At 64.9% G+C, this 25,829-nt stretch carries 19 protein-coding genes; 4 read left to right on the top strand and 15 right to left on the bottom strand.

The genetic code is table 11. The annotated features are described in order from the left end of the window. Positions 1–156: 156 nt before the first annotated feature. From KO516_RS04255 to KO516_RS04245, 3 genes are all read right to left on the bottom strand, one after another. Positions 157–1,449 carry an outer membrane beta-barrel protein gene (locus KO516_RS04255; RefSeq protein WP_216002569.1) on the bottom strand — a complete coding sequence of 431 codons (1,293 nt, stop codon included), beginning with the start codon at positions 1,447–1,449 and terminating at the stop codon, positions 157–159. 9 nt (positions 1,450–1,458) lie between these two features. Further along, a complete protein-coding gene (locus tag KO516_RS04250) occupies positions 1,459–2,067 on the bottom strand; it encodes a polysaccharide biosynthesis/export family protein (RefSeq protein ID WP_216002568.1) in 609 nt (202 codons plus the stop codon). 142 nt (positions 2,068–2,209) lie between these two features. Beyond that, on the bottom strand, positions 2,210–4,594 hold the full coding sequence (locus KO516_RS04245) for a tetratricopeptide repeat protein (RefSeq protein WP_216002567.1): 2,385 nt from the start codon (positions 4,592–4,594) through the stop codon (positions 2,210–2,212). A 406-nt stretch (positions 4,595–5,000) separates the two neighbouring features. Here KO516_RS04245 and KO516_RS04240 point away from each other — a divergent pair, with 406 nt between their 5' ends. The 3 genes from KO516_RS04240 to KO516_RS04230 are packed head-to-tail and all read left to right on the top strand — an operon-like array spanning position 5,001 to position 8,294. Next, a complete protein-coding gene (locus KO516_RS04240; protein ID WP_216002566.1) occupies positions 5,001–5,897 on the top strand; it encodes an ExeA family protein in 897 nt (298 codons plus the stop codon). After that, positions 5,897–7,477: a Wzz/FepE/Etk N-terminal domain-containing protein gene (locus KO516_RS04235; RefSeq protein WP_216002565.1), complete on the top strand. Its 1,581-nt coding sequence runs from the start codon at positions 5,897–5,899 to the stop codon at positions 7,475–7,477. Before KO516_RS04240 ends, KO516_RS04235 begins: the two co-directional genes overlap by 1 nt. Positions 7,478–7,487: 10 nt before the next feature. After that, positions 7,488–8,294, top strand: a complete 807-nt coding sequence (locus KO516_RS04230) for a CpsD/CapB family tyrosine-protein kinase (protein WP_216002564.1) — start codon at positions 7,488–7,490, stop codon at positions 8,292–8,294. A gap of 103 nt (positions 8,295–8,397) precedes the next feature. On the opposite strand, the gene KO516_RS04225 is transcribed toward KO516_RS04230, so the two are convergent. The 11 genes from KO516_RS04225 to KO516_RS04175 form a co-directional block, all read right to left on the bottom strand. After that, on the bottom strand, positions 8,398–9,051 hold the full coding sequence (locus tag KO516_RS04225) for a VPLPA-CTERM sorting domain-containing protein (protein WP_252737389.1): 654 nt from the start codon (positions 9,049–9,051) through the stop codon (positions 8,398–8,400). Positions 9,052–9,229: 178 nt separating this feature from the next. Next, a complete protein-coding gene (locus tag KO516_RS04220) occupies positions 9,230–10,120 on the bottom strand; it encodes a glycosyltransferase family 2 protein (RefSeq protein WP_216002563.1) in 891 nt (296 codons plus the stop codon). Next, the gene (locus KO516_RS04215) at positions 10,117–11,295 is read right to left on the bottom strand and encodes a polysaccharide pyruvyl transferase family protein (RefSeq protein WP_216002562.1); all 1,179 of its coding nucleotides are present in this window, start codon (positions 11,293–11,295) and stop codon (positions 10,117–10,119) included. Before KO516_RS04215 ends, KO516_RS04220 begins: the two co-directional genes overlap by 4 nt. Positions 11,296–11,341: 46 nt before the next feature. After that, a complete protein-coding gene (locus KO516_RS04210) occupies positions 11,342–12,580 on the bottom strand; it encodes a Coenzyme F420 hydrogenase/dehydrogenase, beta subunit C-terminal domain (RefSeq protein WP_216002561.1) in 1,239 nt (412 codons plus the stop codon). Positions 12,581–12,590: 10 nt separating this feature from the next. Further along, positions 12,591–13,592 carry a hypothetical protein gene (locus KO516_RS04205; RefSeq protein ID WP_216002560.1) on the bottom strand — a complete coding sequence of 334 codons (1,002 nt, stop codon included), beginning with the start codon at positions 13,590–13,592 and terminating at the stop codon, positions 12,591–12,593. Positions 13,593–13,624: 32 nt separating this feature from the next. Beyond that, entirely contained in the window at positions 13,625–14,701 is a 1,077-nt protein-coding gene (locus tag KO516_RS04200) for a glycosyltransferase (RefSeq protein ID WP_216002559.1), read from the bottom strand. A 187-nt stretch (positions 14,702–14,888) separates the two neighbouring features. Beyond that, complete coding sequence (locus KO516_RS04195) at positions 14,889–16,346, bottom strand: O-antigen ligase (RefSeq protein WP_216002558.1); 1,458 nt, start codon at positions 16,344–16,346, stop codon at positions 14,889–14,891. Positions 16,347–16,356: 10 nt separating this feature from the next. After that, complete coding sequence (locus KO516_RS04190; RefSeq protein ID WP_216002557.1) at positions 16,357–17,736, bottom strand: right-handed parallel beta-helix repeat-containing protein; 1,380 nt, start codon at positions 17,734–17,736, stop codon at positions 16,357–16,359. A gap of 11 nt (positions 17,737–17,747) precedes the next feature. Further along, positions 17,748–18,683 carry a sialate O-acetylesterase gene (locus KO516_RS04185; protein ID WP_216002556.1) on the bottom strand — a complete coding sequence of 312 codons (936 nt, stop codon included), beginning with the start codon at positions 18,681–18,683 and terminating at the stop codon, positions 17,748–17,750. Then, on the bottom strand, positions 18,680–19,294 hold the full coding sequence (locus KO516_RS04180; protein WP_216002555.1) for a DapH/DapD/GlmU-related protein: 615 nt from the start codon (positions 19,292–19,294) through the stop codon (positions 18,680–18,682). Before KO516_RS04180 ends, KO516_RS04185 begins: the two co-directional genes overlap by 4 nt. An 11-nt stretch (positions 19,295–19,305) precedes the next feature. After that, the gene (locus KO516_RS04175) at positions 19,306–20,325 is read right to left on the bottom strand and encodes a glycosyltransferase family 2 protein (RefSeq protein ID WP_252737388.1); all 1,020 of its coding nucleotides are present in this window, start codon (positions 20,323–20,325) and stop codon (positions 19,306–19,308) included. Positions 20,326–20,632: 307 nt separating this feature from the next. Here KO516_RS04175 and KO516_RS04170 point away from each other — a divergent pair, with 307 nt between their 5' ends. Then, positions 20,633–21,940 carry a WcaI family glycosyltransferase gene (locus tag KO516_RS04170; RefSeq protein ID WP_216002554.1) on the top strand — a complete coding sequence of 436 codons (1,308 nt, stop codon included), beginning with the start codon at positions 20,633–20,635 and terminating at the stop codon, positions 21,938–21,940. Positions 21,941–21,961: 21 nt separating this feature from the next. Here the strand turns inward: KO516_RS04170 and KO516_RS04165 are convergent, their stop codons facing one another. Further along, entirely contained in the window at positions 21,962–25,240 is a 3,279-nt protein-coding gene (locus tag KO516_RS04165; RefSeq protein ID WP_216002553.1) for a LamG domain-containing protein, read from the bottom strand. Positions 25,241–25,829: the final 589 nt, after the last annotated feature.

Here is a 25,829-nt window from a genome sequence, read left to right as displayed (position 1 = left end):
CGAAAAGGGGATGGTGTCGGGCGTGGGTCAGCCGATACAGGCCGGATTTCAGGGGAGTTTAGCCGCTTGCGCCCTCTGGTGCGAGGGGGCAAACGCCCTGTGCGCCGCAACTTGGGTCACGGTCTCGCGGGGTGGGCGCCTCTGCGCGCTTGTCGGTCAGTAGCGCACCGAGAACGCCCGGCCGATGCTGAGATACAGGCTGTCGGATTGCGCCCAGTCCTCGTCGTCCTCGCGGCGGTGGGTGTGGCGGTAGCCGGCACCAAGGGTCCAGTCCTGATCCAGAGCATGGCTGATGCCGGCATCAAAGCTGCCCTGGCTGGTGGTGCTGTCGCTGTCCTCGACCACGTTGCGCACATAGCCAATCCCAAGGGTCAGATCTGTCAGCGGCGTCAGCTGGCGGGACAGCGAGGCCGAGGCATTGGTAAACCGGGTTTCCTCATCGTCGCTGTTGGCCGCGAACCCATGGCGTAGCGAGGTTTCGATGCGGCTGTTCGGCAGATCCCGGGACCATGACAGCCCCCCGGTCAGGCCGATGTTGCCGCTGGTGGGACGGGTGAGGCCAAGATTGACCTCCAGCGCGCCTTGCGGCAGGGCCTGCGACCAGCCCAGACCCACCGAACTGCGGGTGCCTTCTTCGATCCGGGTCACGCCGAATGTGCCGCTCAGCGTGCCATGTGCCTGCTGCGAGGCCAGCGCGCTGGACAGCGTCCAGGTGTCGCGTGTGGCGCTGCCGTCTTCCTTGAACTGGCTGTAGCCCAGCCCGCCCGACAGCGTGACAGCAGGGGTCAGCGCCAGCGACCAGCTGCCGCGCAGCCCGTAGCTGTCGCTGTCGCTGTCGTCATAGCTGGACCCGGCGTCGGTATAGCGGATGGACCGGGCGTTGACAGAGACCCCCAGCTCGGTCGGCCCGCCCACGCCAAAGCTCAGCCCGGCGTGGGCGCCAAGCCGGGTTCGGGTGCCGAAGCTGTAGTCGTCGTAGATGTCGATGACCGGGCTGTCGGTGTCGTCAGTGTTGTCGATGTCGTCGGTTTCGCTCACCGATTGCAGGTACGAGATATCCGATTCCACAAAGGTGATCCCGGCGTTCAGGCTGTTGGTGCCGACGCTGCGGGCATAGCTCAGGCTGGCCGAGGGCGATTTGAGGCCGAAGGACACATCATCCTCGGCATCCGGGGCTTCGACATGGCGCAGGCTGCCCCCCAGCGTCAGGGTCAGCTCGTCGGTGTGGGTGGCGCTCGACAGGCTGAACCCGAGGTTGGTGTTGCTGCTGAAGGCGCTCTGGTCTTCTTCGCCCGGGTTCAGATCGGGGTTGGTCAGGCTTTGCACACGCTGCGACAGGGTGAATTGCATCAACACGCCGCCCGTGTCCTGCGCGGCCAGCGGCAGCCCAAAGGCCAGCGACAGGGCGGCAAGTGCTGTCGCGTTTCGCCAAAGACGCGGGTGTTTCATGCCAGGGGCCTATTCGAACAGGCGGCGTTGGGGCACCACGATCACGTCGCCATCGACCAGACGCACCAGCCCGTTGGGGCTGCGCCCGGCCTGAATGTCCTTGTAGTTCAGCTTGTAGATGGTTTCGGTCCCGGTGGCGGGATCGGTGCGGCGCAGCTGGATGCGCTTGAGCGCGGCAAAGTTGGTGAACCCGCCGGCCTGCGCGAACAGTTGCAGCACCGTCGTATCGGGCCTGACCGCGATCATGCCGGGGGCGTTCGCCTCGCCAAGCACATAGACAGTCAGCGGTTCGAAGCCTTGTTCAGGGGTCTCGGCCAGCGCGTTGATGCCGACATAGACGGTGGGCGCAAGGGCAAAGCTGCCGGCCAGCGCCGTGGCAATGCTGCGCTGCACCTCGGTGACGGTCCGCCCGGCGGCGGGGATCGGGCCGGCCATCGGCACCGACACGCGCCCGTCCGGCAGCACCAGCAGGTTGCGGTTCAGGCTTTCGTCTTCAAGCACCTCGACGCGCAGCGTGTCGCCGGGGCGGATGGCGTAATTGCCCTGCTGGGCCTTGGCCGGGGCGGCCAGCGCCAGCGCCGAAAGGCTCAGTACGATCAGGGCGCGAACTATCGGCATCTGGAAATCTTTCTTGTTCGAGTGGCTTGGGCGCGAGACTAAAGCAGAATGAGTGTCCTGCCGATGAGGCCAATATGTCAGGCCTTCTGCCCGTGCCCGCTGTGCCACAGGGCAGCGGGCACGGGCAGAGCAGGGCGGGGGGCTAGAGCTGTTCCAGCGCCTCCATCGCGCGGGTCTTCCACACGGCGTCGGTGTCTTTGGCCATGTCCAGCGCGCGTTGCAAGCTATCCCGCGCGTCCTCGGTGCGCCCGGCGGCGGCCAGCGCGACCCCAAGATGGGCGATGACGCTGGCTTCTTCGGGCATGGCCTCTGCGGCCGGTTGCAGATGTTCTAGGCCTGCTTGGGTATCGCCGCGCAGGAACAGGATCCAGCCCAGCGTGTCGCGAAACGCCGGCACTTGGGTGCCGGTCAGCCGCCGGGCGATGGCATAGGCGCGGTCCAGATCCTCGGGGGTGTCACGGTAGTTCGACAGCATCGAGGCGAGGTTGTTGGCAACCACCACATCCGAGCTTTGTTCTTCGTAAAGCTGTTCGTAAAGCGCGATCGCCTTCTCATACTGTTCGGTTTGCTCAAGACGATTTGCCTCGAGAAGCCGCAGGCGGCGCGAGCCGGGCAGCACCTTGATGCTGTCCGTGACCAGCGTCTCGGCTTCGGCGCTGCGGTCGGTGGCGCGCAGCAGCGCCTGCAATTGCAGGATCGCCGGTTCGATGTCGGGCTGGCGCGACAGCAGATCGCGGTAGATGGTTTCGGCCCGGGTCAGATCGCCCTGCAAGGCGAAGATATTGGCGTTCAGCAGCTGCAGCGGGATGCTGTCGGGGGTTTTGGCCAGTTCCGCGTCGATGAAGCCGAGGGCTTCGTCGAAACGCCCGGTGATGACCTGCGTGCGCACCAGCTGGATCACCGCGCCAAGATTGCCGCCATTCTCGGCATCGATCTGGGCGCGCAGATAATCGAGCCCCTCGTCGATGCGGTTCTGCCCCAGAAGGATGCCGCTTTGATAGACGCGGGACAGCTCGACCGCCTGCGGCGTGGCAATGTCGCGCAGCGCGTCGATCACGCCTTGCGCCTGCGGCCATTTTTGCTGGCGCAGATAGATATCGCCCAGCAGGCGCAGCACCTCGATGTTCTGCGGGGCGCGCTGGCGGGCGCTGGTCAGCACGGTTTCGGCCTGTTGCAGCCGGTTGCGCGCGATCAGAAAGCGCGCATAGGTCACGGATTCCTGCGCGCCGTTTTCCGAGACCTGCACCGCCATCGACAGGCGTTCCTGTGCCAGCGCCTCTGACCCGTCGCGCAAAAAGGCATCGGCCATCAGCATCAGGATCGAACTGTCGCGCGGGGCCTGATCCAATGCGGTGCGCAGATCGATCACCGCATCGCCCGGGCGGTCATCGGCCACCAGCCATGCGGCGCGCATTTTCAGGGCATCGACGTTGCCGTGATCTTCGGCAAGCACCTGTTCAACCTGCTCGCGCGCGCCGACAGGGTTGCCGGTGACGGCCAGCATCCGTGCCAGAATGATGCGGATGCGGTGGGTCTGGTCATTGGCCTCGGCCCCGTCCAGCACCGCGCGAATGGCGGCGATGGCGCTGTCGCGGCTGCCACTGTCAAAGTCAATCGAGGCGCGCATGGCGCGGTACAGATCTGCCGGGGCGCTCTCGCCCGCAGCCTCGATCAGCCTGTCCAGTTCGGCGGCGGCGGCCTCGGAGCCTTGGGTGCGGCGCAGCAGGTCGACCACGGTCAGATTGCCGGTGGTATCCTCGTCTGGCGCGCCCGCTTCCGAGCGCAAAAAGCCTTCGGCCCCGTCGAAATCCTGCGTGTTGAGATACCAGCGGATCAGGTCGGCGCGGATCGCCTCGTTTTCGGGGAACAGCTCGTAGAGCTTGCGCAGCTGGTCCCCCAGGGCCTCGGCGCGGTTCAGTTGCGCCAGAAGCTGGCCGCGCAACATGTTGAATTCGCCGGAATTTGGGGTGTATTCCAGCACCTTGTCGACCTGTGTCAGCGCCGCCTCGGCGTCGTTTTCCATCAGCAGCGCGTCGATCACCACCCGGCGGGCCGCCGACTGAGAGGGGTCTTCATCCAGCACCGCCTTGGCAGCGGCCACGGCAGTGGCCTGCGCTTCGGGGTCGCGCGCCAGCGTGGCGCTGCGGTACTGCAGCGCGGTGGCAATGGCGCGGGTGCCGATGCGGGTGGGATCAAGCGCGATGGCGGCTTCGCCGTGGCGCGTGGCCTCGTCCCAGTTGCGCCGCTCCAGAGCCATGCCGGCCAGCGCCTCGCGCGCTTCGACGATGTCGGGGTATTGTTCGATCAGGCGCAGATACTGACCATAGGCCTCGGTGGTGTTGCCCCGCTCCTGTTGCAGCCGGGCATAAAGCATGCGGGCGTCTTTATGGTGACCATCATGGATGAACACGTTGCGCAGCTCGATCAGCGAGCGCTCGACATCTTGCTGTTCAAGATAGGTCAGGGCGGATTGGTAAAACTCTTCGGCCTTTTCCTCTTCGCTCTGGCAACCTGCAAGCAGGAGCATGGACAAGCCAAGAACTGGGATCAGGCGAACTATTTTGGTCATGAGCAATCTTGAAATATGGGCCCCAGAGAATGGGCGGCGGACTAAAGTGTCGGAGAAGAGCGGGGCTTTGTCTTCTGCCGTCCGCAATGTGATTTACAGGAGTTATCGCAGGTGTGTCGAGCCAAGCCTAGGCCGCCGCAGGCTATTTTCTAGGCGGATCTGTCAGAAGATGCCTGCACTGCAGTACATTGTGGCATAACGATTTCGCGACCAAGAGACAAAGATGGCTCTGGTTCGTGATGAGTACGGGTGTCGCGTTGCCTCGGTGATGACCACCCGCTAAGAAGACGCCGCGAGGCATCACGCCCGCCGCAAACCTTCGCGGACGGGCTGATCATGGTGCATCCGAACCTCAGGTGACGTGATGAGCGATTTGCAGCATTATCTTCAGCATTTCAGCCTGAAGACCCGGCCTTTTTCGTTGGCGCCAGATCCGGGCTGCATGTACTGGTCACCGGCGCACCGCCGCGCCTGGGCGATGCTGGAATACGGGGTGATGACCTGTGCGCCGGTGACGCTGATCACCGGCGATGTGGGCGCGGGAAAGACCACCTTGCTGCGTCATCTGATCGAAACGGCGGGAGCGGATCTGACCATCGGCCTTGTGAGCAATGCCCATGGCAGCCGCGGGGAGCTGCTGCAATGGGTGCTGCAGGCGCTCGGGCTGGCGATCGGAGAGGGCGAAGGCTACGTCACCCAGTTTGACCGGCTGCAAAGCTTCCTGATCGCTGAATACGCCGCCGGGCGCCGGGTGGTGCTGATTTTCGACGAAGCGCAAAACCTCAGCCGCGAGGCGCTCGAAGAGTTGCGGATGCTGACCAACATCAATTCGGGGCCGGACGAGCTGTTGCAGCTGATCCTCGCCGGTCAGCCCGAGCTGCGCGACATGGTGCGCCGCCCCGACATGACGCAATTCGCCCAGCGGGTGGTGGCGTCGGCCCATCTTGGCCCGATGCCGCCCGACGAGGTGCGCGCCTACATTCGCCACCGCGCCGAGCTGGCCGGGGGCGAGGCCGCGCTGTTTGATGACGCGGCAATCGACCTGATCGCCAAGGCCACCCAAGGTGTGCCGCGACTGGTCAATCAACTATCTGAAATGGCGCTGCTTTATGCCTTTACGGATGGGGTGAATGCGGTCACCCGTGACAACGTGCAAACGATTTTGGACGATGACATGTTCTTTGGCGGGGAAACCCTGCCGCCGCAGCCGCTGGTCGAATCCGGCGCGGCGCGGGGTGACGGCGAGAAGTGGGCGGATTGATGGACCTGAGTTTCTACTTGCGCCGCTTTGTACGGCGCTTGCACTGGCTGGTTTTGTTTGTCTTGCTCGGGGCCTCGCTGGGGCTGTATTTCGCGATAACGCTTCCACCGGTTTATGGGTCCAGCGCCCGGCTGATTGTCGAGGCCGAGCAGATCCCCGACGATCTTGCGGCCTCGACGGTGCGCACCTCGGCTGGCGAGCAGATCTCGATCATCGAACAGCGCATCCTGACCCGCGAAGTGCTGCTTGAGCTTGCCAACCGGATGGCCATCTACACCGGAGAGGACGCGCAGCTTCCGGCTTCGGCAAAGGTTGCAGATCTGCGCGACAGGATCTCGATCGAGCTGACCGGGGGCGGGCGCAACGCCTTGCTGGTCAATGTCAGATTTCGCGATTCCGATGCCCAACGGGTGGCGCGGGTCACCAATGAGATCGTCACGCTGATCCTGAGCGAGAACGTGCGGATGCGGACCACCGTGTCCGGACAGACGCTGGAATTCTTCACCCAGGAAGTCGACCGGCTGGAGCAGGAGATTTCGAGCCTGTCGGCGCGGATGCTGTCGTTTCAGGAACAGAACCTTGATGCCTTGCCCGACAGTCTGGATTTCCGCCGCTCGCAGCAGGCCGGCTTGCAGGAACGGCTGATACAGCTCGGCCGCGACGAGCAAAGCCTCGAGGAGCGCCGCACCCGGCTGGTCGAACTGTTCGAGAACACCGGCAGGGTGCCGGATGTCGAAGTCAGCGGGGCGCTCAGCGCCGACATGCAGCAGCTGATGCAGCTGCGGCGCGATTACGCCAGCGCGCGGGTGGTGCTGGCCGAAACCAACCCACGGCTTGAGCTGATGCAGGCGCGGATCGCGGCGCTGGAAAAAACGGTGGCGGAACAGCAGGCCGCCGCCGACCGGCTGAGCGAAAACGCCCCTGAAGGCAGCGCGGCACCCAGTGCCTTCGAGATCCAGCTTGCCGATATCGAAAGCCAGCTCGCCGATATCCAGAGCCGCCGCCAGGAGCTTAGATCCCGGATGGAAGAGCTGGCCGACAGCATCGCGCGCACGCCGGGAAATTCCGTCACCTTGGATGCAATGCAGCGCGACTATGACAACCTGCAGGCCCAGTACAACCGGGCGGTGTCAAACCAGTCGCGGGCCGAAACCGGCGACATGATCGAGGCTCTGTCCAAGGGGCAGCGCATCAGTCTTGTCGAGCCGGCCATCGCTCCGCGCAACCCGATGAGCCCGAACCGAAAGGTTCTGGCCGCAGGCGGCGTGGCGGGCGGGCTGCTGCTGGGAATGGGGCTGATCGCAGTGATCGAGCTGTTGAACAGCACCGTGCGGCGCCCGTCCGAGATCACTGCGAAACTTGGCATCGAGGCCTTGGCGACGGTGCCCTACATCCATACCGCTGATCAACTCCGCAATCAGCGCAAGCGCCGCAAGCTGCTTGTGGGGGCCGTCCTGGCGGGCGTGCTGCTGCTGGGCGGCGGGCTATGGTTGGTCGACAGCCAGATCATGCCGCTTGGCGAGGCGGTCGAGATGGCCATCGCCCGTGCCCGCAACGCGCTTGGCGCACCGCAATCCTGAAGGAGCCCGCATGGAACGTATCCAGGCCGCGATTGCCAAGGCGCGCGCTTCGCGCAATGCGTCGCCCCCCGTCATATCCCGCCGCCAGCTGGTCGGCGCCGCTTTCTGGGAAGCGCTGCCCCGCCATACGCCGGACCGCGCGCTGATGGAGCGCATGCGGCTTTGCGGCGGCGAAAGCAATCTCAAGACAGGCGATTTTGCCGCCTTTGATGTGCTGCGCACGCGGGTTTTGAAACTGATGCGGGCCAATGGCTGGAAACGGCTGGCGATCACCTCGCCGACGGCTGGCTGCGGCAAGAGCACCACGGCGCTCAATCTTGGATTCAGCATGACCCGGCGCGAAGATGTCTCGGCGATCCTGATCGAAGCGGACCTGCGCCGCCCGAGCCTGGCGAGCAAGATCGGGCTGAAACAGCCTCAGGATGTCTGCGCGGTGCTGCGCGGCGACGCGGATCTGTCGGCCAACGCCTGTCGGCTGAATGACCGCTTTGCCGTGGCGAGCAGTGACGGGCCGCGCCAGAACCCGTCGGACCTGCTGCAATCGCCGCGTTGCGCAGAGGCGCTGGACAGGATCGAGAAAACCTATGCGCCGACGCTCATGCTGTTTGATACGCCGCCGTTGCAGGTCGCAGACGACACCATCAGCTTTCTGCAGCATGTGGATTGCGTCATCCTTGTCGCGGCGGCGGAACACACGACGATCAAGGAAATAGATGCGTCTGAGCGCGAAATTTCATCTTATACCAATGTGTTAGGCGTCGTTCTTAACAAGTGCAATTACCCCGAGGAAGAATACGGGTACGCCGATTACCCCTGAGGCGCTGCGCTTAGTCGGCTGCGGGGCGGCCCCCCCATGAAAACCGCAACGCATGAAAAAGGGGCCATTCGGCCCCTTTCCTGTATCCGGGTGGCTGAGAGGTTCAGGCGGCCTTGCGGAACCGGCGACGCGCGGCCATGCCGCCAAGCGCGCCGAGCAGCAGCATGCCACCTGCGGGCAGCGGCACCGGCGAGATGATTTCCTGATACCCGATTTCACTGGCCTGGAACGACACCGAACCTTCGGGATCGTTGCCGTCATAGACGCCCAGAAGGTAGCTGCCAGCGCTCAAATTATAAGCGGCGGTAACCGTGTCGGGCATGATCTTTTCGTAGGGAATGCTCGCATCGTTGGAGATCAGGTTACAGCTGCCGCGGATGGCTTCAGCGGTCCGTGTCTTGCCGCACCAGGTGACGTCGTTGGTCAGGCGGGTCGATGTGGTCTGGTTGATCAGAACATACCCGGACAGTTCATCTGTATTGGTGCCACCGGAATAATCCGAAAGATACAGGCTGAACGCGCTGTCGGAGGTGATCGTGACATACCCGGTGTAAGGGATGTCTGCCCAGTTGAATGTCACGTTGGCGAATTGCCCGTAGTTGCTGACACTGCCGCCACCGGTCGCGGTGTAGTTTGCAAAATCAAGCGTTGTCAGTGCCTGCGCGCTGCCAGCCGCGATCGCGGCTGCGGCCGCAATTGCAATAAGACCTGTCTTCATAAGGGTCGAACTCTCAAAAAATTGCCTGAACGACGTCAAGCGGTACTGGTTACAGCGACCAACCTAGCACAGGTCACGATCCCTCAGGCCAGCGTTTGTTGACGCCGGCCCCGGAATTTTCAAATTTCGGTGTGAACTCGCCGATACCGCCAGAGTATTGATCGGATATGCGTCAAATTCGAGCAGTTCATCGGGTGGACCGTCGATCTTCGGGTTTTTAGCAGGGCTTTTCCCGATTTCGGACAGGCTTGCCTGCCTGGGTCAGCATCCAGAACCCCCGTGCGATTCGCAATCTGAACAGGGTCGCCGCGGCGCGGGCCTTTTCGCGGGGGCTGCGCAGGCGGGGGGATCGCAAGACCTTTGGCAGATGGGCCAGCGCCGACAACGGCATCGCCAGCGCGCGCAGCGCCCAAAGGCTGCGGGCCCGCAGGCCGCGCCCCTGCAATCCCCAGGCCTCGTCGGTCAGCCGGCGCCATTTGCGCGCCAGCGCTGGCCAGTTCGACCGCGAGGGATGCGCCACATGCAGCCCATCGTCATAGACCAGCGGTGCGCCCGCCGCCGTGGCCCTGCGGCACCAGTCCAGATCCTCGGACAGGCCGGGCCTGAACCCACCCACACGCTCAAAGACCGCGCGCGGGGCGAGCAGATTGGCGGTCACCGAAAACCCCTTGCGTTCGATGTAGGCGCGGTTGTCGAAGGCAAAGACCGCCTCGAAGGCTTCTGCCCCCGAGCGCGGCGGCGGGGTTTCGTCAAAGACCGACACCCGCCCGCCGACCAGCGCGCCGGGATGGGCGCGCGCCGCGTCAAGGGCGCGTTGCAGCCAGCCCGGATCGGGCAGGCAGTCGCAATCCAGAAACACCAGCAGCGGCGCGCTGGTTTCGGCGACGCCGCGATTGCGGGCATGGGCCGCCCCCGCGGCAGGTTCGACCACAAAGCGCAGGGCGGCAAAGCGCGTCCTCAGCGCCTCGGGCAGCGGCTCTGCCGGCGCGTTGTCCACCACCACCGCCTCGATCTCGGGGCCAAGCTGGGGGGCGAGCGCCGCAAGGCAGCGCTCCAGCCGCACAAGGTCGGCGTGGTGGGGGATGATGATCGCGGCGCTTGGCGTCATCGCGCCGGAATCCGGGCGATCAGGGCGCGCAGGGCGGTCTCGTAGCTGTCCAGCCGGGCCAGCCCGCGCGGCAGCGCCGTCGCCACGTCTTGCGCAAGGGTCTCGCGGGCATCCCAGCCTTGGGTGACGGCGGCAAACACCGCATCGGCGCTGCTGCCGGTGCAATCCACCGTGCGATCATAGCCCAGCGTGCCGAACAGCCCGGCGAACTTGCGGCTATAGGCCATGGGCACCACCGGCACCCCCGAGGAAAACGCGGCGATGCAGGCGTGCATCCGCGCCCCGGCAAAGAAATCCATCCCCGCGATGTAGCTTTTCGCCTCGGAGGGCGAGGCAAAGGCGGGGGCCAGCACCACATCGGGAAATTCCCCGGCAAGGGCGGCGCTGGCGCGCTGGTCGTCTTCGACCTGCATCGGGCCTTCGGCGACGATGACATGGGGCACGAGGTGCAGCTCGATGCCGGGCAGGGTCTGGGTGAAATGGCGGATCAGGCGGCGGATCAGATCGGGGTAATCGCCCCCGCCCAGCTTGTCGCCATCGGCATAGCCCCCCGCCATCAGCAATCCCGACACGTTCAGCCCGACCCGCAGCGGCGCGCCCTCGGGGCGGGGGGCGGGGGGCGTGTAGGGCAGGCGCAGCGCCACGTCCGAGGCCTCGATAGCCTCGCCGGAAAAGCCCATGTCGCGCAGCGCCTGCGTCGACAGCGCATCGCGCGTCGCCACCACCGCCGAGCGCCGGATCGAGGCCAGCGCCGCGCGCGTTGTCCATCCGCCGGTGAAGGGGCCGATGGTTTGCGGCGCCAGCACCAGCGGCGTGCCCGCCAGATGGGTCAGCGCCTTGAGCAGCAGCATCTTCTTCAGCCGCGCGCTGCCGTAGATGTCGGCAAAGCTGTCCCCGGCGCCGATATCGACCACCATGTCCGACGCCCGCGCCAGCGCAAGATAGCCGCTAGGCCGGGTCATGAAGCGGCGGTCAAGATCGACGATGCGGATGTCATCGCCCGTCACATAGGGGGTGCGGGCATCCTTGAAGTCGACGATGGTGATCTGGGCCGTGCGCCCGGCCTCGCTTGCGAGGCGGCGCAGGATATCGACCTCGGCCACGGTCAGGGCCCCGACCCCAAGATTGTCGGAACGGGTCGAATGCATGATGAGCGTGATGCGCAGAGGGGCCATGGGCGTTCCTTGTCTTGGCCTGTTGTCCGGCCTTTTGGTTGGGCCGCTAGGACGCGCGCGCGCGCAGGGCACGGCGCAGCATCCCGAGGAAATTCTTGGCGTTCCGGCGCAGCGGGTTCTGCCGCGCCGCCGCGACAAGGCGCAGCCCCCGGTAGCGGGGGGCTGGGCGTCCGGCCAGCATCAGCGCTGCCAGCCGCGCCGCCAGCGCCCGGCGCCGTTCGCGCTGGCCGGGCTGGATCGCGGCCAGCGTCGTCGCATCGAAGGGCGCGGCGGCGATGGCCCCGGCGGCAATGGCCTCGCTCAACAGGCGCTGCCCGGTGTCGCTGCGCACCACGATCAGGCTTTGTCCCGGCGCTTCGGAGAACAGCGGATAGCCGTCCGCATCCGCCTCCCACGCATCGGCGCAGGCAATATCGGCGGCGGTGCCGGTGCCATCGGCGCAGACCTTGCAGCGGTGCTGCACGTGTTTGGACAGGATGCCGCCCCAGCTGTCATGGTAGCTCATGGAGCGGGTGCTGCCGTCGTCGAGCTGCGCCGTGGCTTGGCCCGGCCAGCCGTTGCCGCGATAGCGAAAGCTGCGCACCCGGTCCTCGGGGGCGTCCAGCGCGGCCAGCAGGGCGCGCGCCCCGTCCTGCGACGGAACCCCGGCGCAAAAGAACGACAGCAGCACCGGGATGGCGGCGCGCAATTCGGGATCGCGGGCCTGCATCGCGCGCAGGGCCGCGACATCGCAGGGCTTGCCGACAAAGGCAAAGCGCCGCCCGCTGGCGCGGTGATCGGCCAGCGCATCGGGCAGCGCCGCCAGTGGTGCGGACGGCGCATAGCGCGACCCGGCGGCAGCGCGGATGTCGTCGCGGCTGCGGGCCAGCACGGTGTCATTGGCCACCGGCACCTGATCGGATGCGGCGGTTTCGATCACCGCGTCCACGGTGCCGCTTGCCAGCAGATGCGCCAGCAGCCCCGACAGCGCCCCGCCCGAGGCCCCGGCATGGCGCAGCGCGGGATCGCTGGCATGGCCCATGTGCATCTCGATCCACGGGCCCCACAGCGCATCGTCGCGGCGCGCCCCGGCCTCGACCGTCTGGCCAAGGCCGGGGCAGGCGGCGGCGATGGCCGCTTCGGCATCGGGGGGCAGCGGGGCGCTCTGGTCCGGGCGCAGGAAGCCGGGCGGGGTCATGCGCATCGCCACCGCCTTTGGGGCCAGCGCCGCACAGGCACCGCAGCCCGAACACAGGTTGCCGCGCAGGACCTTGTTCAGGGCCGGGCTGGCGGGGGGCTGGGTCATCGCGCGACCCTCACAGGTAATCCTGCACGATGCGCTTGACCACGACCTTGGCGTTCAGGCGGTCGATGTCGGTCACCCGGCCCATGTTGCGCCCGCTCATGGCGCCGTACAGGATCGCGGTTTCGGCAAAGGTGGAATGGCGCGAGCACACCAGATGGGCGGAGCGCGACAGCAGCAGGATGTCGATCAGCGCGTTTTCCGCCTCGGTCTGTTTGGTGACGCCATCGGGGCCGCTGAACATCTCGTGCAGGCGCGCGCCATCGGCGGCCAGATATTTATCGGTGCTGTGCATCCGCTCGCCGTAGCGTTGGGCGAAGCGCTTTTCGATCTCGGCGCTGTCGGTGGCCAGAAAGATCGCCGCATCGGGCTGATCCTTCAGCTTGCGGTCCAGCGCGGCCTCGATGCGGTGGACCGGCACCTTGCGGTCGGTGTAGCGCACATGCACGCCAAGGTGCGGCCGGCCCATGGCGGCGATCTCGGATTCAACTGCGGCGCGCACCCGGGCATTGGGGGTGAAATAGCGGCCAAGGTAGTCTTCGATGATGGCGTTGCGCGTGCGCCCGGCAAAGCGCGGATCGCGCCGCAGATGCGGGGCGAGGCGGGCGAATTTCGGCAGGTAGCACCAGAACACCGCCAGCGCCTCGGGGGCATCCAGCCGCGACAGGTCGGTGCAGAACCGCCGGTAGATCCGGGCGCTGGAATGGGCCGAGGGGTCGTGGCGATGCACCATGCGGGCGGCGGGCACATCAAGGCTGCCTTGCCATGTGGCGGGCGACACGGCGCCCTGCCAGTCGTCGAACGCATCGGGTGCGGCCATGTCGGCGGGGGTGTCGAACAGCAGCGGATAGGCGTTTTCGCCCTCGGGGGCGTAGCTGCCGTCGCGCCAGTCGATCACCGGGCGCCGGCCCGTCAGGTCTGCGAACAGCAGCCCGCAGATCGCCGAAAGCATGCGGTTGCCAAGCCCGCCCTTGGCCTTGATGAGCAAGGTCCTGTCGCTGTGAAGAGCGTCCATGCCGGGCCCAATATCCTGTGCTGCTACGTGCATCAGTCGATTCCGATCTCGTGCTTGATGTCCAGATAGGTGCGCGCGAGATCGGGGCGCGGCGCGGCGAAAAGCCGGTTGATCGCGGACCAGGCGGCCTTCATGCCGCGCAGATCCTCGGCGGCACCGTTGTCGCCGCGCATGGCCCGGATCCGGGCCGCAAGCATCCGCAGCCGGGCGTAGCTGCGGGTCTTGCGCAGGGCCTCGCGGCGCTGCGCCGCTGTCAGGCCGCGATCGGCGCTGTGCTTGGCCATCAGATAGGCAAGATTGGCCAGCCCCATCGCCCCGAGCCCGTAGCGATCGGCCCGCCCCGAGGGAAAGCGGTGGTGATAGACCTGCCCTCGCCGGGTGCCCAGCACGCAGCCGAAATCGGTCACCGCCCAGGACGCGTCGGTATCCTCGAACAGGGAATAGCCGCCGAACACCGGCTCGAACCCGGCGGCGCGCAGCGCCTCGGTGCGGAAGGTCATGCGAAAGCCGGTCATCCATTCCACATGGGTGGAGTCCAGTTCTGCCATCCATGGCAGGTCGGGGGCGCGATCCACCAGAATGCGACCGATGACAAAGCGCGGGTTGATGTCGGGCAGCATCCGGCCCAGCCGGGTGCGCCAGCCGACGGTGCGCGCCTCGCGGGTATGGGCCTGCGACATGGCATAGGCGGCGCCGTCCAGCGCGCCCTCGGGCGGGACCAGCGACACCGCCGGGTTCACCGCGGCGACCTTACGGTCGGTGTCGCGCTCGTAGATGTCCATGATGGCGGCGCTGGTGCCGGGAAAGAACAGCGTGTCGTCGTCGGGAAAGAACACCACGTCGGCGCTCACGTGGCTCAGGGCGCGGTTGCGTTGGCGGGTCAGCCCCTTTTCGGTATGCTCGACGATCACCTCGATGCCCTGCCCTGCGGTGGTGTCCGCCACCACCTGCGCCACCGGGGCGTGGTCGTCCGAACTGTCGATGACGATCAGCTTTTCGGGCCGCCGCGATTGACCCAGCAGCAGCGGGATCGTCAGCGCCAGTGCATCGGGACGGTTGCGGGTGGCGATGGCCACGTCAAAGGTCAGGGCGTGGGTCTGATGGGGCATTCCAAAGTCCTTGAGGAAATACGGTCAGGTCAAAGGGCGTGCAAATCGATGTGTGGGGCGATGCTGTGGCGGCCCCCGATTTTCCCGATGCCGTGATCCGTGTTCCGATCCGTCATGTTTGTCCGTGTGTTAATCGGCCCGGGGCGGGGGCTCCACCGCAAAACCGCATGAGAAGGGACAGAACCGTCTAAACCGGCGGTCTCCGGCGCTGTGTCGCATGATTGGGGGCAAACCGCGTGTAGCGGGGCGGTGCACGCCGGTCGCTGGTGCCCGGCGTCTGGCCAGAGCGGGGGGCGGCGGTGTCATCGGCGGGTTGCCCGGGGCCAGACGTTGAAACGGCGCCTTGATCAGAGCCGGGGGCCTGCACCTCGGTCCGGGCCATCCACATCCCCGCTCCGAACATGAAGAAGACGAAGGAAAAGATGTTTCCCCAGATATGTACGGTCGACAAGGTGAAGCTGAGGCAGACAAAGGTCAGCACCCAGGCCAGGCGCAGCTGCCCCAGTCTCGGATCGGCGCGGAAATCGCGGAAGATGATCCGCAGCAGCGGCACGAAGACGCCAAGGGCCAGACACAGGAACGCCGGGATGCCGTAGCGCACGGCGATGACCAGCCAGAAATTGTCCATACTGCCCGAGATCATGTAGATCGGGCGTTTCCAGTCGTTGAATCCCAGCCCCAGCAACGGGTTTTCCCAGACGTTGATCATGCCCCATTCGAAGATGATGGCACGCCAGTAGGCGGTATGCGCCGACATGGTGGCATAGCTCAGGAACACCCGCATGGGCGAGCGGTTCGACAGCAGGTCGATCGCCACATAGGCCAGTGCCATCATCGCCAGCAGCAGCCACCATTTCCAGCTCAGGCGCTGAAAGATCCACGCCCAGGTCACCAGAGCGATCAGCAGGGCCATGGCCAGCAGCGCGCCGCTGGACAGGGCCAGACAGCCGGTGATGATCATCAGCGCCGCCACCAGAAAGCGCAGCGGCGGGGCCATCTGGCCCTTCATCGCGACAAAGACCATCGACACGGCGACCGAACAGAACAGGCCGAAATGGATCGGGTGGGCAAAGACCGTCTGCACCCGGTCAAGCCCCAGCCGGGTGCCGCCGACGTTCCGTGTCTCGGACCCGAGACCGGGCAGTTTCGACAGTATCTCGCCGAGCAGCAGCCGGCCGGTGGCGGCCTCGATAAACGCGACGGGCATCAGCAGGCACACGATCAGCGCCAGCCAGCGACACAGTTGCAGGAACTGGCCCGACGTGCGCACATAGGCGCGCCCGCACAGATAGCCTCCCAGAAACTCGATCCCCGTCGAGCCGGTGTTTTCGATCGCCATCTCCGGGTTGTTGCGGATCAGCGACAGCATCGTCCACAGGATGAAGAGCGGGAACAGCAGGTCCGGCAGCACGAGCTTGCCGAAATGCCCCAGATACAGCCGCACCAGCAGCGGCACGACGATCACGATCAGCAGCAGCCGCAGGTTGCCCATGCCCAGCGGCCCCAGCTTGAAGAACACCGGCAGCATGATGCACAGCAGATAGGCCACGGCGACACGGCTCAGGCGCGCGCCCGGGACGGCGCTGGCGCTGTCATCGGCGGGGGCGGGCAGGGGCTGCATGGCTCTGGGGGACGTTTCACTCATGGCCATGAGGTTATCCCGCTGTGTCCAGCCAGCTCGCGCCCAGCCCGGCCCCGGCCAAGGGGCCGTCCTGCCGGTAGCGGAAGGACGCCAGATCCTGCGGATTGCCGCCCCGCGCGTTCACGAACAGCTTGTCGTAATGGGTCGACAGGCCCATGCGGCGGTCTTGAATCGGTACGTTATCGGCGATCTCCCAGCCAGCGGCGAGCTGGGGCTTGGGCACCAGATAGGCAAGGTTGCGCAGGATCCGGACCTGTTCCGAGCGTTCCTTGACGGTGATGCGCGGGGTGTAAAGATCGGGATTATCCGCCGCCCCGTCCGAGCGCGCATTGTGGATCAGGGTGTTGTTGCGGATCGTCAGCCCCAGCGTTTCCCCCACGGTGATGCCGTGCAGATGGGCGTTGATGATCACGTTCTCTTCGATCAGCAGGTCGCGGTAGAACATCTCGCGCCCGGCGGCGCCGGTATCGACCTCTTCGTTGCGCATGAAGATCGATTGCGTCAGGGGCCCCAGCCCGGAATTGAGCAGGTTGCGCCGGATCGTCACGCGCTCGGTGGGGGCGGTGGTGCGGCGGGTCCAGAACTGCATCATGTCCGGATGGCCCTTGTCTTCGGGCGCGCGGCGGAAATCATGGATATGGTTGTTTTCCAGCAGCATGTCCGAGACGCGGGCAAAATTCATCCCGTCCAGTCGCATGTCGTGCAGGTCATTGCCGGTGATGGTCAGATCGTGGCAATCGGCGACCACCAGCCCACGGCCAAAGCCGCGGATTTCGCTGTCGCGCAAGGTGATGCCGCGCGCGCTCGTCAGGCTTAGCCCCAGCGCCCAGCCATAGCCATGATAGGCAGTGTCCGCCGGGTCCGAGCGCATGGTATCGCCATCGAACAGGCACCCCGTGACGGTCACGTTCTCGCAGGCCCGCACGGTGAAGGGGCGAAAGGTCATCTTGTGCGAGGCATCGAAGTGATAATCAAAGACAAGCCCGTCCAGAACCACATGGGCGCACTCATCCATCAGCATATAGCCCAGCCGGGCCGGGCTTGCCGGGTCGGCAGAGACCAGCGTGATCGGCTGCCCGGCGCTGCCCTTGGCGCCGCGTGGCTTGAACGCGCCATAGCGGCCCGGCGCAAGGCGCAGCGTGGTGCCGGGGGCGGCGCTCTGGGCGGCCTCCAGCAGCGCGTCGGCATCGGCAACGTCGATCACCGGACCGGATGGGGCGGCGGACAGCGGGGCGGCGCAGATCGCCGCAAGGCCGCCCAGCACGTGGCGGCGGCCCGGATGGCAGGCGGCGGGGCGATGTCCGGGCAGGGCGGATCTGGACATGGCGCTGGACATGGCGGGACAGTCCTCGGTCTGGTCGCGGGCCGGGTCGGCGACAGGGGCAAAGATCATTCTAGGGGCTTTCACCCAGCGTCGCCAGAGAGCGTCGGCGCGCGCAGCAGATCCAGAAGCGGTGCGGTGAGCGCCCCGACCACGGCGCTGCGTCCAAGGCTGTTGAAATGGCAGGTGTCCCAGCGGTAATCATTGCCGAAGTCGTCGGTGTTCAGCCCGGCGATGATCCGCGGGCTGGCCTCGGCCACGGCGCGCTGCACCGCGCGCATCGCCTCGACCCCTTCGGCGCGGCGCGGGCCGATGCATTTCGAGGCCTGAAACATGTAAAGCTGCGCCGACGGTGCTGCCGCCAGCAGCTGCGCGCTCAGCGCGTCCAGCTGCGCGCGCATGGCGGCGTGGCCTTCGGCGGTATCGGGCATCACATTCGCATCGCTTTCCCCCTGATGCCACAGGATCAGCTCTGGCGCGTAGCCCTGTGCCTGCGCCGCCGAGATCCGTTCCAGCAGCGCATCGAGATAGCCCGAGCGCCGGTCCAGCCAGTCCCCCACCTGCGAGCCGCCGACCGCGCCATTGATGAACAGCACCGGCTGGCCCAGATCCTGCGTGAGCGCGGCCCCCAGCAAGGGCCACAGGCTGCCGCCCTTGCCGGTGGCTCCGGGCATCGGGTCCTCGCCGCGCCAGCAGGCGCCGTTGAACCATGCGTAGACCTCTGCATCCGCGGGCAGGCTGGCGGCTTTGGTGTTGGTGTTGGCGGCGTTCGATTGCCCGCCGGTCACCAGCACGCGGGTGGTGGAGGGATCGGGGCAGGCCACGGGGCTGCGCGTGCCCGTCGATCCGGGGCCGGGCAGGCGCAGCCAGAATTTTTCCAGACCAAGGGCCAACCGGGTTTCGCGGCGCAGCTTGATATAGGCGCCGTGGGTCCAGCCGCTCAGCGTGCCATAAGCGGTGCCGGCCAGCGCCGCGCACAGCACCAGAGCCATCACCAGAGGCCAGGAGGGTCGTTTCATTGTGGATCGTCCTTCAGAGAAGCGCCTTGGATCTGCCGTTGCGAGACCACCCGCGCCGGGCTGCCCACCGCGATGGCCATGGCCGGGATGTCGCCGCGCACCACCGAATGGGCGCCGATGATGGCGCCATCCCCGATGCGCGCACCGGGCAGCACGGTGACGCGGGTGCCAAGCCAGACATCATTGCCGATCACCACATCGGCCTCGTCGCTGGCCTGATCGGTGATCGGCGCGCCGTCATTGTAGCGATAGCCCGAGGCGGTGATCATCACCTCGGGGCCCAGCAGCACATCATCGCCAAGGATGACCCGGCCCTTGCCCGGACCGGCCCAGATCACGCAGCGAAAGCCGATGCGCACCCGCGCGCCGATGCGGATGCGTTCGGGATAGGAAAACGCCGCCGTCGGGCTGATCGACGGGTTTGCCCCCAGCCGGATCTGCCGCAGCGGCGCAACATGGGTGTAATTGTAGAAATTCACCATCTTGATCAGATGCGCCCAGGCGCGCGGATCAAGGCTGGCTTTCAGCAGCCGCCACAGCCGCTGGGGGCGGCTCAGGCGCAGCTTGTGGGCGGGGGCGTCTTGCTGGGCGTGGGGGTCTTTGTCGATCATCGGGGCGTCTCTCATGGGTCGGGCTTTGCGTAGCCAGCCAGCCAGTCGGCCCGCGTGGCCCAGACGCTGCGCCATTTCTCGGCCGCAGCCCCGCCGCGCAGCCCCGAGGCCACCCGCCGCAGCGCCGCCCAGAGCCACATCATCGCCAGCCCGAAGGGTTGCTGCCACGCTGGCCAGTGATCGCGGATCAGCGTTGCGCGCGCCTTGGCCACCATGCGCAGCTTGTCGGCGCGCTTGCCCGAGGCCGCGCCCACCAGATGCATGATCTGCGCCTTTGGGATGATCGCGGGGCGATAGCCCAGTGCCCGGGCGCGCAGGCACAGGTCGGCCTCTTCGCCATACATGAAATATTTCAGATCGAACCCGCCCAGCTTGTCCCACAGCGATTTGCGGATCATCAGGAAGCAGCCGACCACGATGTCGACCTCGCGCACATTGTCGCGCGCCCAGGATCCCATGCCCTCGGGGTTGAACGCCGCGCTGCCCCGGAACGCCGCCGTCAGCCCGGTGGCCATGCAGAACGCCGACCATGGTGTGATGCGCATCCAGCAGGAGGCGATGTTCAGGCTGCCATCGGGAAACACCGTGCGCCCGCCGGTGATGCCCGCCTCGGGGCGCGCCTTGGAAAAGGCCAGCAGCGTGTCGATGGCGCCGTCATGCACTTCGGTATCGGGGTTGAGCAGCAGCAGCCAGTCGGTGCGCGCCGCCTGTGCCACCACGTTGTTGGCGCGGGCAAAGCCGAGGTTCTCGGCGCTGGCGATCAGCTCGACCTGCGGAAAGGCCGCGGCCACCGCGTCGGCGGAGCCATCCGATGAGGCATTGTCGAACACCACCACATGGGCGCGCGCGCTGTGGGTGGCGGCAAACAGCGTGCGCAGGCAGGCAAGGGTCAGATCACGGGTGTTGTAGCTGACCACGATGACGGTCAGCTCTGCCGCAGCGCTAGGCGCGCCGGTCAGCGCGACAGGCGCACCGCGCGTGGGATCCGGTGCGACCGGGGGGGCGGGGCGGTTCCGGAAGGCCGATGTCATAGCAGGTGGGGTACTCTTGGGTCGGGGGCGATTTCAGGGAGGGCGGCGGGGCCAGACGCCACGGGGGCCGGGGAAGTCCGGTTTGAACCGCAGCTGTCATATTGCTGTTTTGCCTTGATTATAGACATGCGCCCTGTGTGTGCCCAACACCGCGCCGGGACAAGTACAAATCTGCCGGGGTTCTCTGGCTTTCCGGTGGTAATCTTCCTAAAGGTGCAAAAACCTGCGGAAGTGCGCGCGGGACAGCAATACCTGATCCTGACGCAGTATTGGTGTGATTGGCATTAGGTAATCGGAGAATAGATTCATGGCGACCTCGAGGGATGATAGCGCAAACGGCAAGGCGGAGCGTGTGCTGATCGTCTCGCTCAACTATGCGCCGGAAATGATTGCCATCGGGGTCTATTCCTCGGGCATGGCCGAGTATCTGTCGCGCAACGGGGTCGAAACGGATGTCATCGCGGCGCGCCCCTATTACCCGGCCTGGCGCACCTATGAAGGCTGGCGCCGCCCGTGGTGGACGCGGCGTCGCGGCCCCGAGGGCACCCGCGCGGTGCATTGCCCGATCTACGTGCCAAGCAAGCCGAGCGGGTCGCGCCGCATCCTGCATCACATCAGCTTTGCGCTCAGCGCCCTGCCGGTGCTGCTGTGGAAGGCGCTGGTACACCGCCCCGATGTGATCTTGCTGGTGGCACCGTCGCTGATCTCGGCGCCCGGCGTGCTGGCGGCGGCGCGGCTCAGCGGGGCCGCGACCTGGCTGCATGTTCAGGATTTCGAAGTCGAGGCCGCCTTTGCCACCGGCCTGCTGAATCAGAAAAGCCTGATCGGGCGCCTTGCAGAGCGTTTCGAACACGCGGTGCTGGGCAGTTTCGACCGGGTCAGTTCGATCTCGGGGCCGATGCTGTCGCGCCTGCGCCGCAAGGATGTTGCGGAATGGCGGATCACCGAATTCCGCAACTGGTCGGATATCTCGAAGGTGCAGCCGGTCGAAGGGGTCTCGCCGCTCAAGGCCGAGCTGGGCATCGATACGCCGCATGTGGCGCTGTATTCGGGCAATCTTGCCAACAAGCAGGGGCTTGAGATCCTGCCCGAAATGGCCCGGCACCTGCGCCACCGCACCGACCTGACCATCGCTGTCTGCGGCGATGGGCCGATGCGCGAGGTTCTGCAGGAACAGGCGCAGGATCTGCCGATGATCCGGTTCTTTCCGTTGCAGCCGATCGACCGTCTGAGCGATCTTCTGGGGATGGCCGATCTGCATCTGCTGCCACAGATCGCCGGGGCGGCGGATCTGGTGCTGCCGTCAAAGCTGACCAACATGCTGGCGTCGGGTCGCCCGGTGCTGGCCACCGCCGATCCCGACACCGCGCTGGGGCAAGAGGTCGAGGGCTGTGGCCGGCTTGTGCCGCCCGGCGATGCCGCCGCCCTCGCGCGCGAGCTGGAAACGCTTCTGGATGACGCCCCGGAACGGGTCCGGCTGGGCGCCGCGGCGCGGGCGCGGGCGCTTGAGCGCTGGGACATGACGTCGATTCTGGCCCGCTTCAAGAGCCAGATCAGCGCGGTGATCCGCGACCCGCGCCCCGCCGCCGAAGGGCAGCGGGACCTGAGGACCTGAACCGCGCCTGACGGTCGCCCCTCAGGCGACCGCCAGCCAGTCCGCGCTCTCGTTCATCGAGAAATGCGTGATGTCGGCATCCAGCCCGTCGCCGACGCCCGATCCGATGGTCAGACCCCAATATTGCTCTTCCGTGGTCAGCCCGGTGGCGTAGGTCTCATCGACAACCACGCCATCGACCATCATCGCCAGACTTCCAAGCGAGGAATCATAGCCCAGTTTGACCTCGTGGAAGTCGCCATCGGCCAGCACATCGGAATTGCTCTGCAACGAGACCGTCTCGTCGCCCAGCTCCATCGTGAAGTAGAAATCGTCATCATTGATGCTCAGCGCCATCGAGTCGTAGATCTCGAAGACCGCTTCCCAGTCGCTGTTGTCGTCATCCCGGATGGACACCACGAATTCGAAGGTATCGCGGGAGTGCAGCTCTTCGACGTAGCGCGACACGCTGACCGTCGTGCTGCCATCGAATTCGGCCCAGGTGTCGTCTGCATCGCTGGCATAGGTCAGGGTGCCGGTGCTGACCTCGGGCATGGCGGCTGATGCCACCTCGTTGGTCACGGTGTCGTTGAAATCAAGAAAGATCAGCGCGTCCGCGTCATATCCTGTCGGGGTTGGATCCGAGATGATCGTGCCGTCGGAAATCTCCAGCGAGGTAATGCCCATATCCGGCTCGTCCCCGGCCCAGGGATGGCCGATGGTCAGGCCCCAGGATTGCGCCACCGCGGTCAGCCCGGTCTGTTCGGCCTGGGCGACCACCTCGCCATCCACCGCGATCTGCATCACACCGGCTTCGGAATCATAGCCGATGCTGATCTCATGCGCAGCGCCGTCGGCCAGCGGCATCTCCGGAGTCCGGAGGAGCTGGGTGCCCTCATCGGTGGTCAGGCTGAAGAGCAGCCGCCCGTCGGAACGGACCGAAAGCGACAGCGTCTCGTGCAGATACAAGATCGTGCCTTCGGTCGTGGTGTCGAAATGCTGTGCGGTGAAGGTGATTTCAAACGAGCCGGTGTCGTAAAGATACCCGGTATCCCGGTTCACTTCGACGTCGCCGCCCGCGACCATCACGCCGGTCTCGCCGCTCGGCATGGTCACGATATCCTCTTCGGATATGGTCATGCCCGCGATATCCGCGCTCGAGAAATCGGTCTCGAACAGGGTTTCTATGACCACGACCGAGGCCGTGTTGTCCTCGGCAGTGGCTGCCGCGCTGATCTCCTCGGCGCTGGAGGCTTCGGACTTGATCGAAATGTTCGACAGCGAGGCGTCGACGCTGGCCTTCCAGGGGTTGCCAAAGGTCAGCCCCCAGTATTGCGCGGACTGGGTCGACCCGCTTGCCGCGGTCTCGGCCACGAGCTCGCCATCGGCGTAAAGGCTCAGCATCGCGCCATCGTAGACAAAGCTGAGATCCACGGGGCCGTCATTCAGCAGCCCGCTGGCCGAGCGGACGCTGAACCATGTGTCTCCGTTCGAGAACTTGAACGAGATCGAGCCATCCGTCTGGACGGTGGCTTCGAGCGATTGATAGATCATGAACAGGGTGCCCGATGAGCCCTCGTCGATATCCAGCGTCATCGAGAAATCAAAGGAGCTGAGGTTGAAGATGTCGCCCACCGTGCGGGCAATCTCGACCATCGCGCCTTCGCCGATGCGCAGGCTGTCGCCATCAAGCGTGGCGCTGGACAGATTCGTCAGCGTGACCCCATCCGGGGCGACATTGGTCAGCACGCCGTCGACCAGTTCCAGATCGACCAGAAGCGGGTCCTCGATTTCGACGGTGCGGGTGATGGTGTCGCTGCTGCCGTCGGGCTGGGTGACGGTCAGCGTGTAGCTGTGCAGGCCGGGGGTCTCGAAATCCACCTCGATCTGGGATCCGGTGAAGCTGCGCCCGTCATCCAGCGTCCAGGTGACGATCGTGTTCTCGTCGATCAACCCGTCCGGGCCGCGCGACAGGCCCGCATCCAGCGTATAGACCGACAGGTCCGACACGCTGACCGACGCGCGCGCAACCGCCAGCAGCGTGTCCGGGGTTTCATCGAACCACAACAGGCTTGATCCGTAGACCCCGTTCAGCGCGCTGTCGGGCAGCAGGGTGATGTCGCGCAGATCACCGCTCTCGCCCACGGTCAGGTTGGTGTACTGGTTCAGCTGGTCCAGCTCGCTATCGGTGCCATGACTCAGTGTCATGTTATCGCCATCATCCAGAATCCGCAGGCCGACGTTTTTCTCGACAACGGGGTTGGTTCCGTCAATGTCGATCCAGCCGGGGCTCTTCAGGGTGGTTTGGGTGCCGTCCGCGTTCAGGTAATATGCATCCTCGATGTAGATAAGTGTATTGTTGGTCACCACCATATTCGATGTATCTGACACGGAAATGCCATGATAGGCGCTTCCCCAGATCACATTGTTATCGACCACGATATTTTCGAAAAGATATCCGTTCTCCTCGTAATCCTCGTTCTGGCCGAATATTACCTGATATGCCGCACCAGTAGAATTGTCGAAGAAATTTGACTGAATGGTAATATCTTCATTATTCAGCCAGATATTCGCGCCCCATAGTTGAATAAAATCGGAATGATTGTATTCGTAGGTCGATCCGAGGAAATCATGGAACCAGTTGTCGGCGATCAGCGCATCCTGCACCCCGCCCAGCCGTACCCCGTCGCCCTGCAGGGCATAGAGTTCGTTGTCGGTGTAGGTCAGGCCGACGACTTCGCGAAAAGTGGCCCCGTGAAAGAGATTGTGCAGCTCGTTGCCGATGAAGCTGAAGTTCTCAACCTCGACGATATCGGCGCCGGTGGCCCCGATCGTGTAGCCGCCAGCCTCTTCGTTCAGGCCAGCGGCGCCCTCGGCGATGGACGAGATTTCGCTTTCGTAAATACCTGAATTATCAGTATCTTTAACCGTGATAAGCGTGCCGCTGTCACCCTCGATCTTCACGTCCGACAGGTGAAAATTTTCGTGGTTGCGCATGTAGACCGACGACACGACCGCGGGATCTTCCGGGGTCAGCGAGGTGATCATGACAGGCGCATCGATCTGTGCGTTTTGGACGTCGTAATGGGAAAGCGTATAAGGGCCGCCCGCAGTGTCCAGCAGGATGACACCGCCCGCCCCGGCAGCGAGTGCCGTGTAAGCGGCATCGAATTCCGCCTGGGATGTGACGATGCGCACATCGTCTTCAAAGCGGACATCTTCAATGCTTTGCGAGGATATATCTACGAAATCCGACAGGTAATAGCTTTGATCACCATTCGTTCCTGAAGAAGCCTCAGCTGCTTCGGTTGTGCTCGTCATTTGCGTATTCCGTTGCCGATATATTTGATTTCCTGAGTCGCTATTATTCCACGAAAAAATGAATGGAGCCTGTGTGTCCGGGATGATTATCATCTCGGTTTACATACTCTACGTGGATTACAGGATACCGCACAAACGCAACCATACGGTGATTTTGAATTGTGGAATTTTTGGGGCGAAAAGATGTCATCTTTAAGGCGTTATTAAAAAACAGATATTGAGAACGAGATATAAAAATGAGTTATTTAATTGGGATACCAGTTACTGTTATTCGCTTGATCAATATCTCGCATTCGTTTGGTTAATGCTGCGTATTCGCCAGACAAATACCGGTCTTCGGATTGCATGGCCGAGTCAGTAAATGATAAACAACATAATGCACATTATTGGATGTTTTGGTGCTGCAACCAGGGTGAGATGCCCTCGGCTGGGCAAAGCAGAAATGTCTCACCGAGGGTGGAGAAGCTTTTCATGGCCGAGCAGGGCGAAGCCCCCACATATCGCCGCCCTGATCGGCCATGCGTTCAGAGCCGGAGCTTGCCGGGCTCCTTTGCGCTGTAGACGGCGCGGAAACCTTGCTCATCGAGGA

The organism is Citreicella sp. C3M06, assembly GCF_018860705.1.
GTDB lineage: Bacteria > Pseudomonadota > Alphaproteobacteria > Rhodobacterales > Rhodobacteraceae > Salipiger.
Note: the sequence above shows the minus strand (reverse complement) of the source record. Positions and strands in the feature narration are given on the sequence as shown.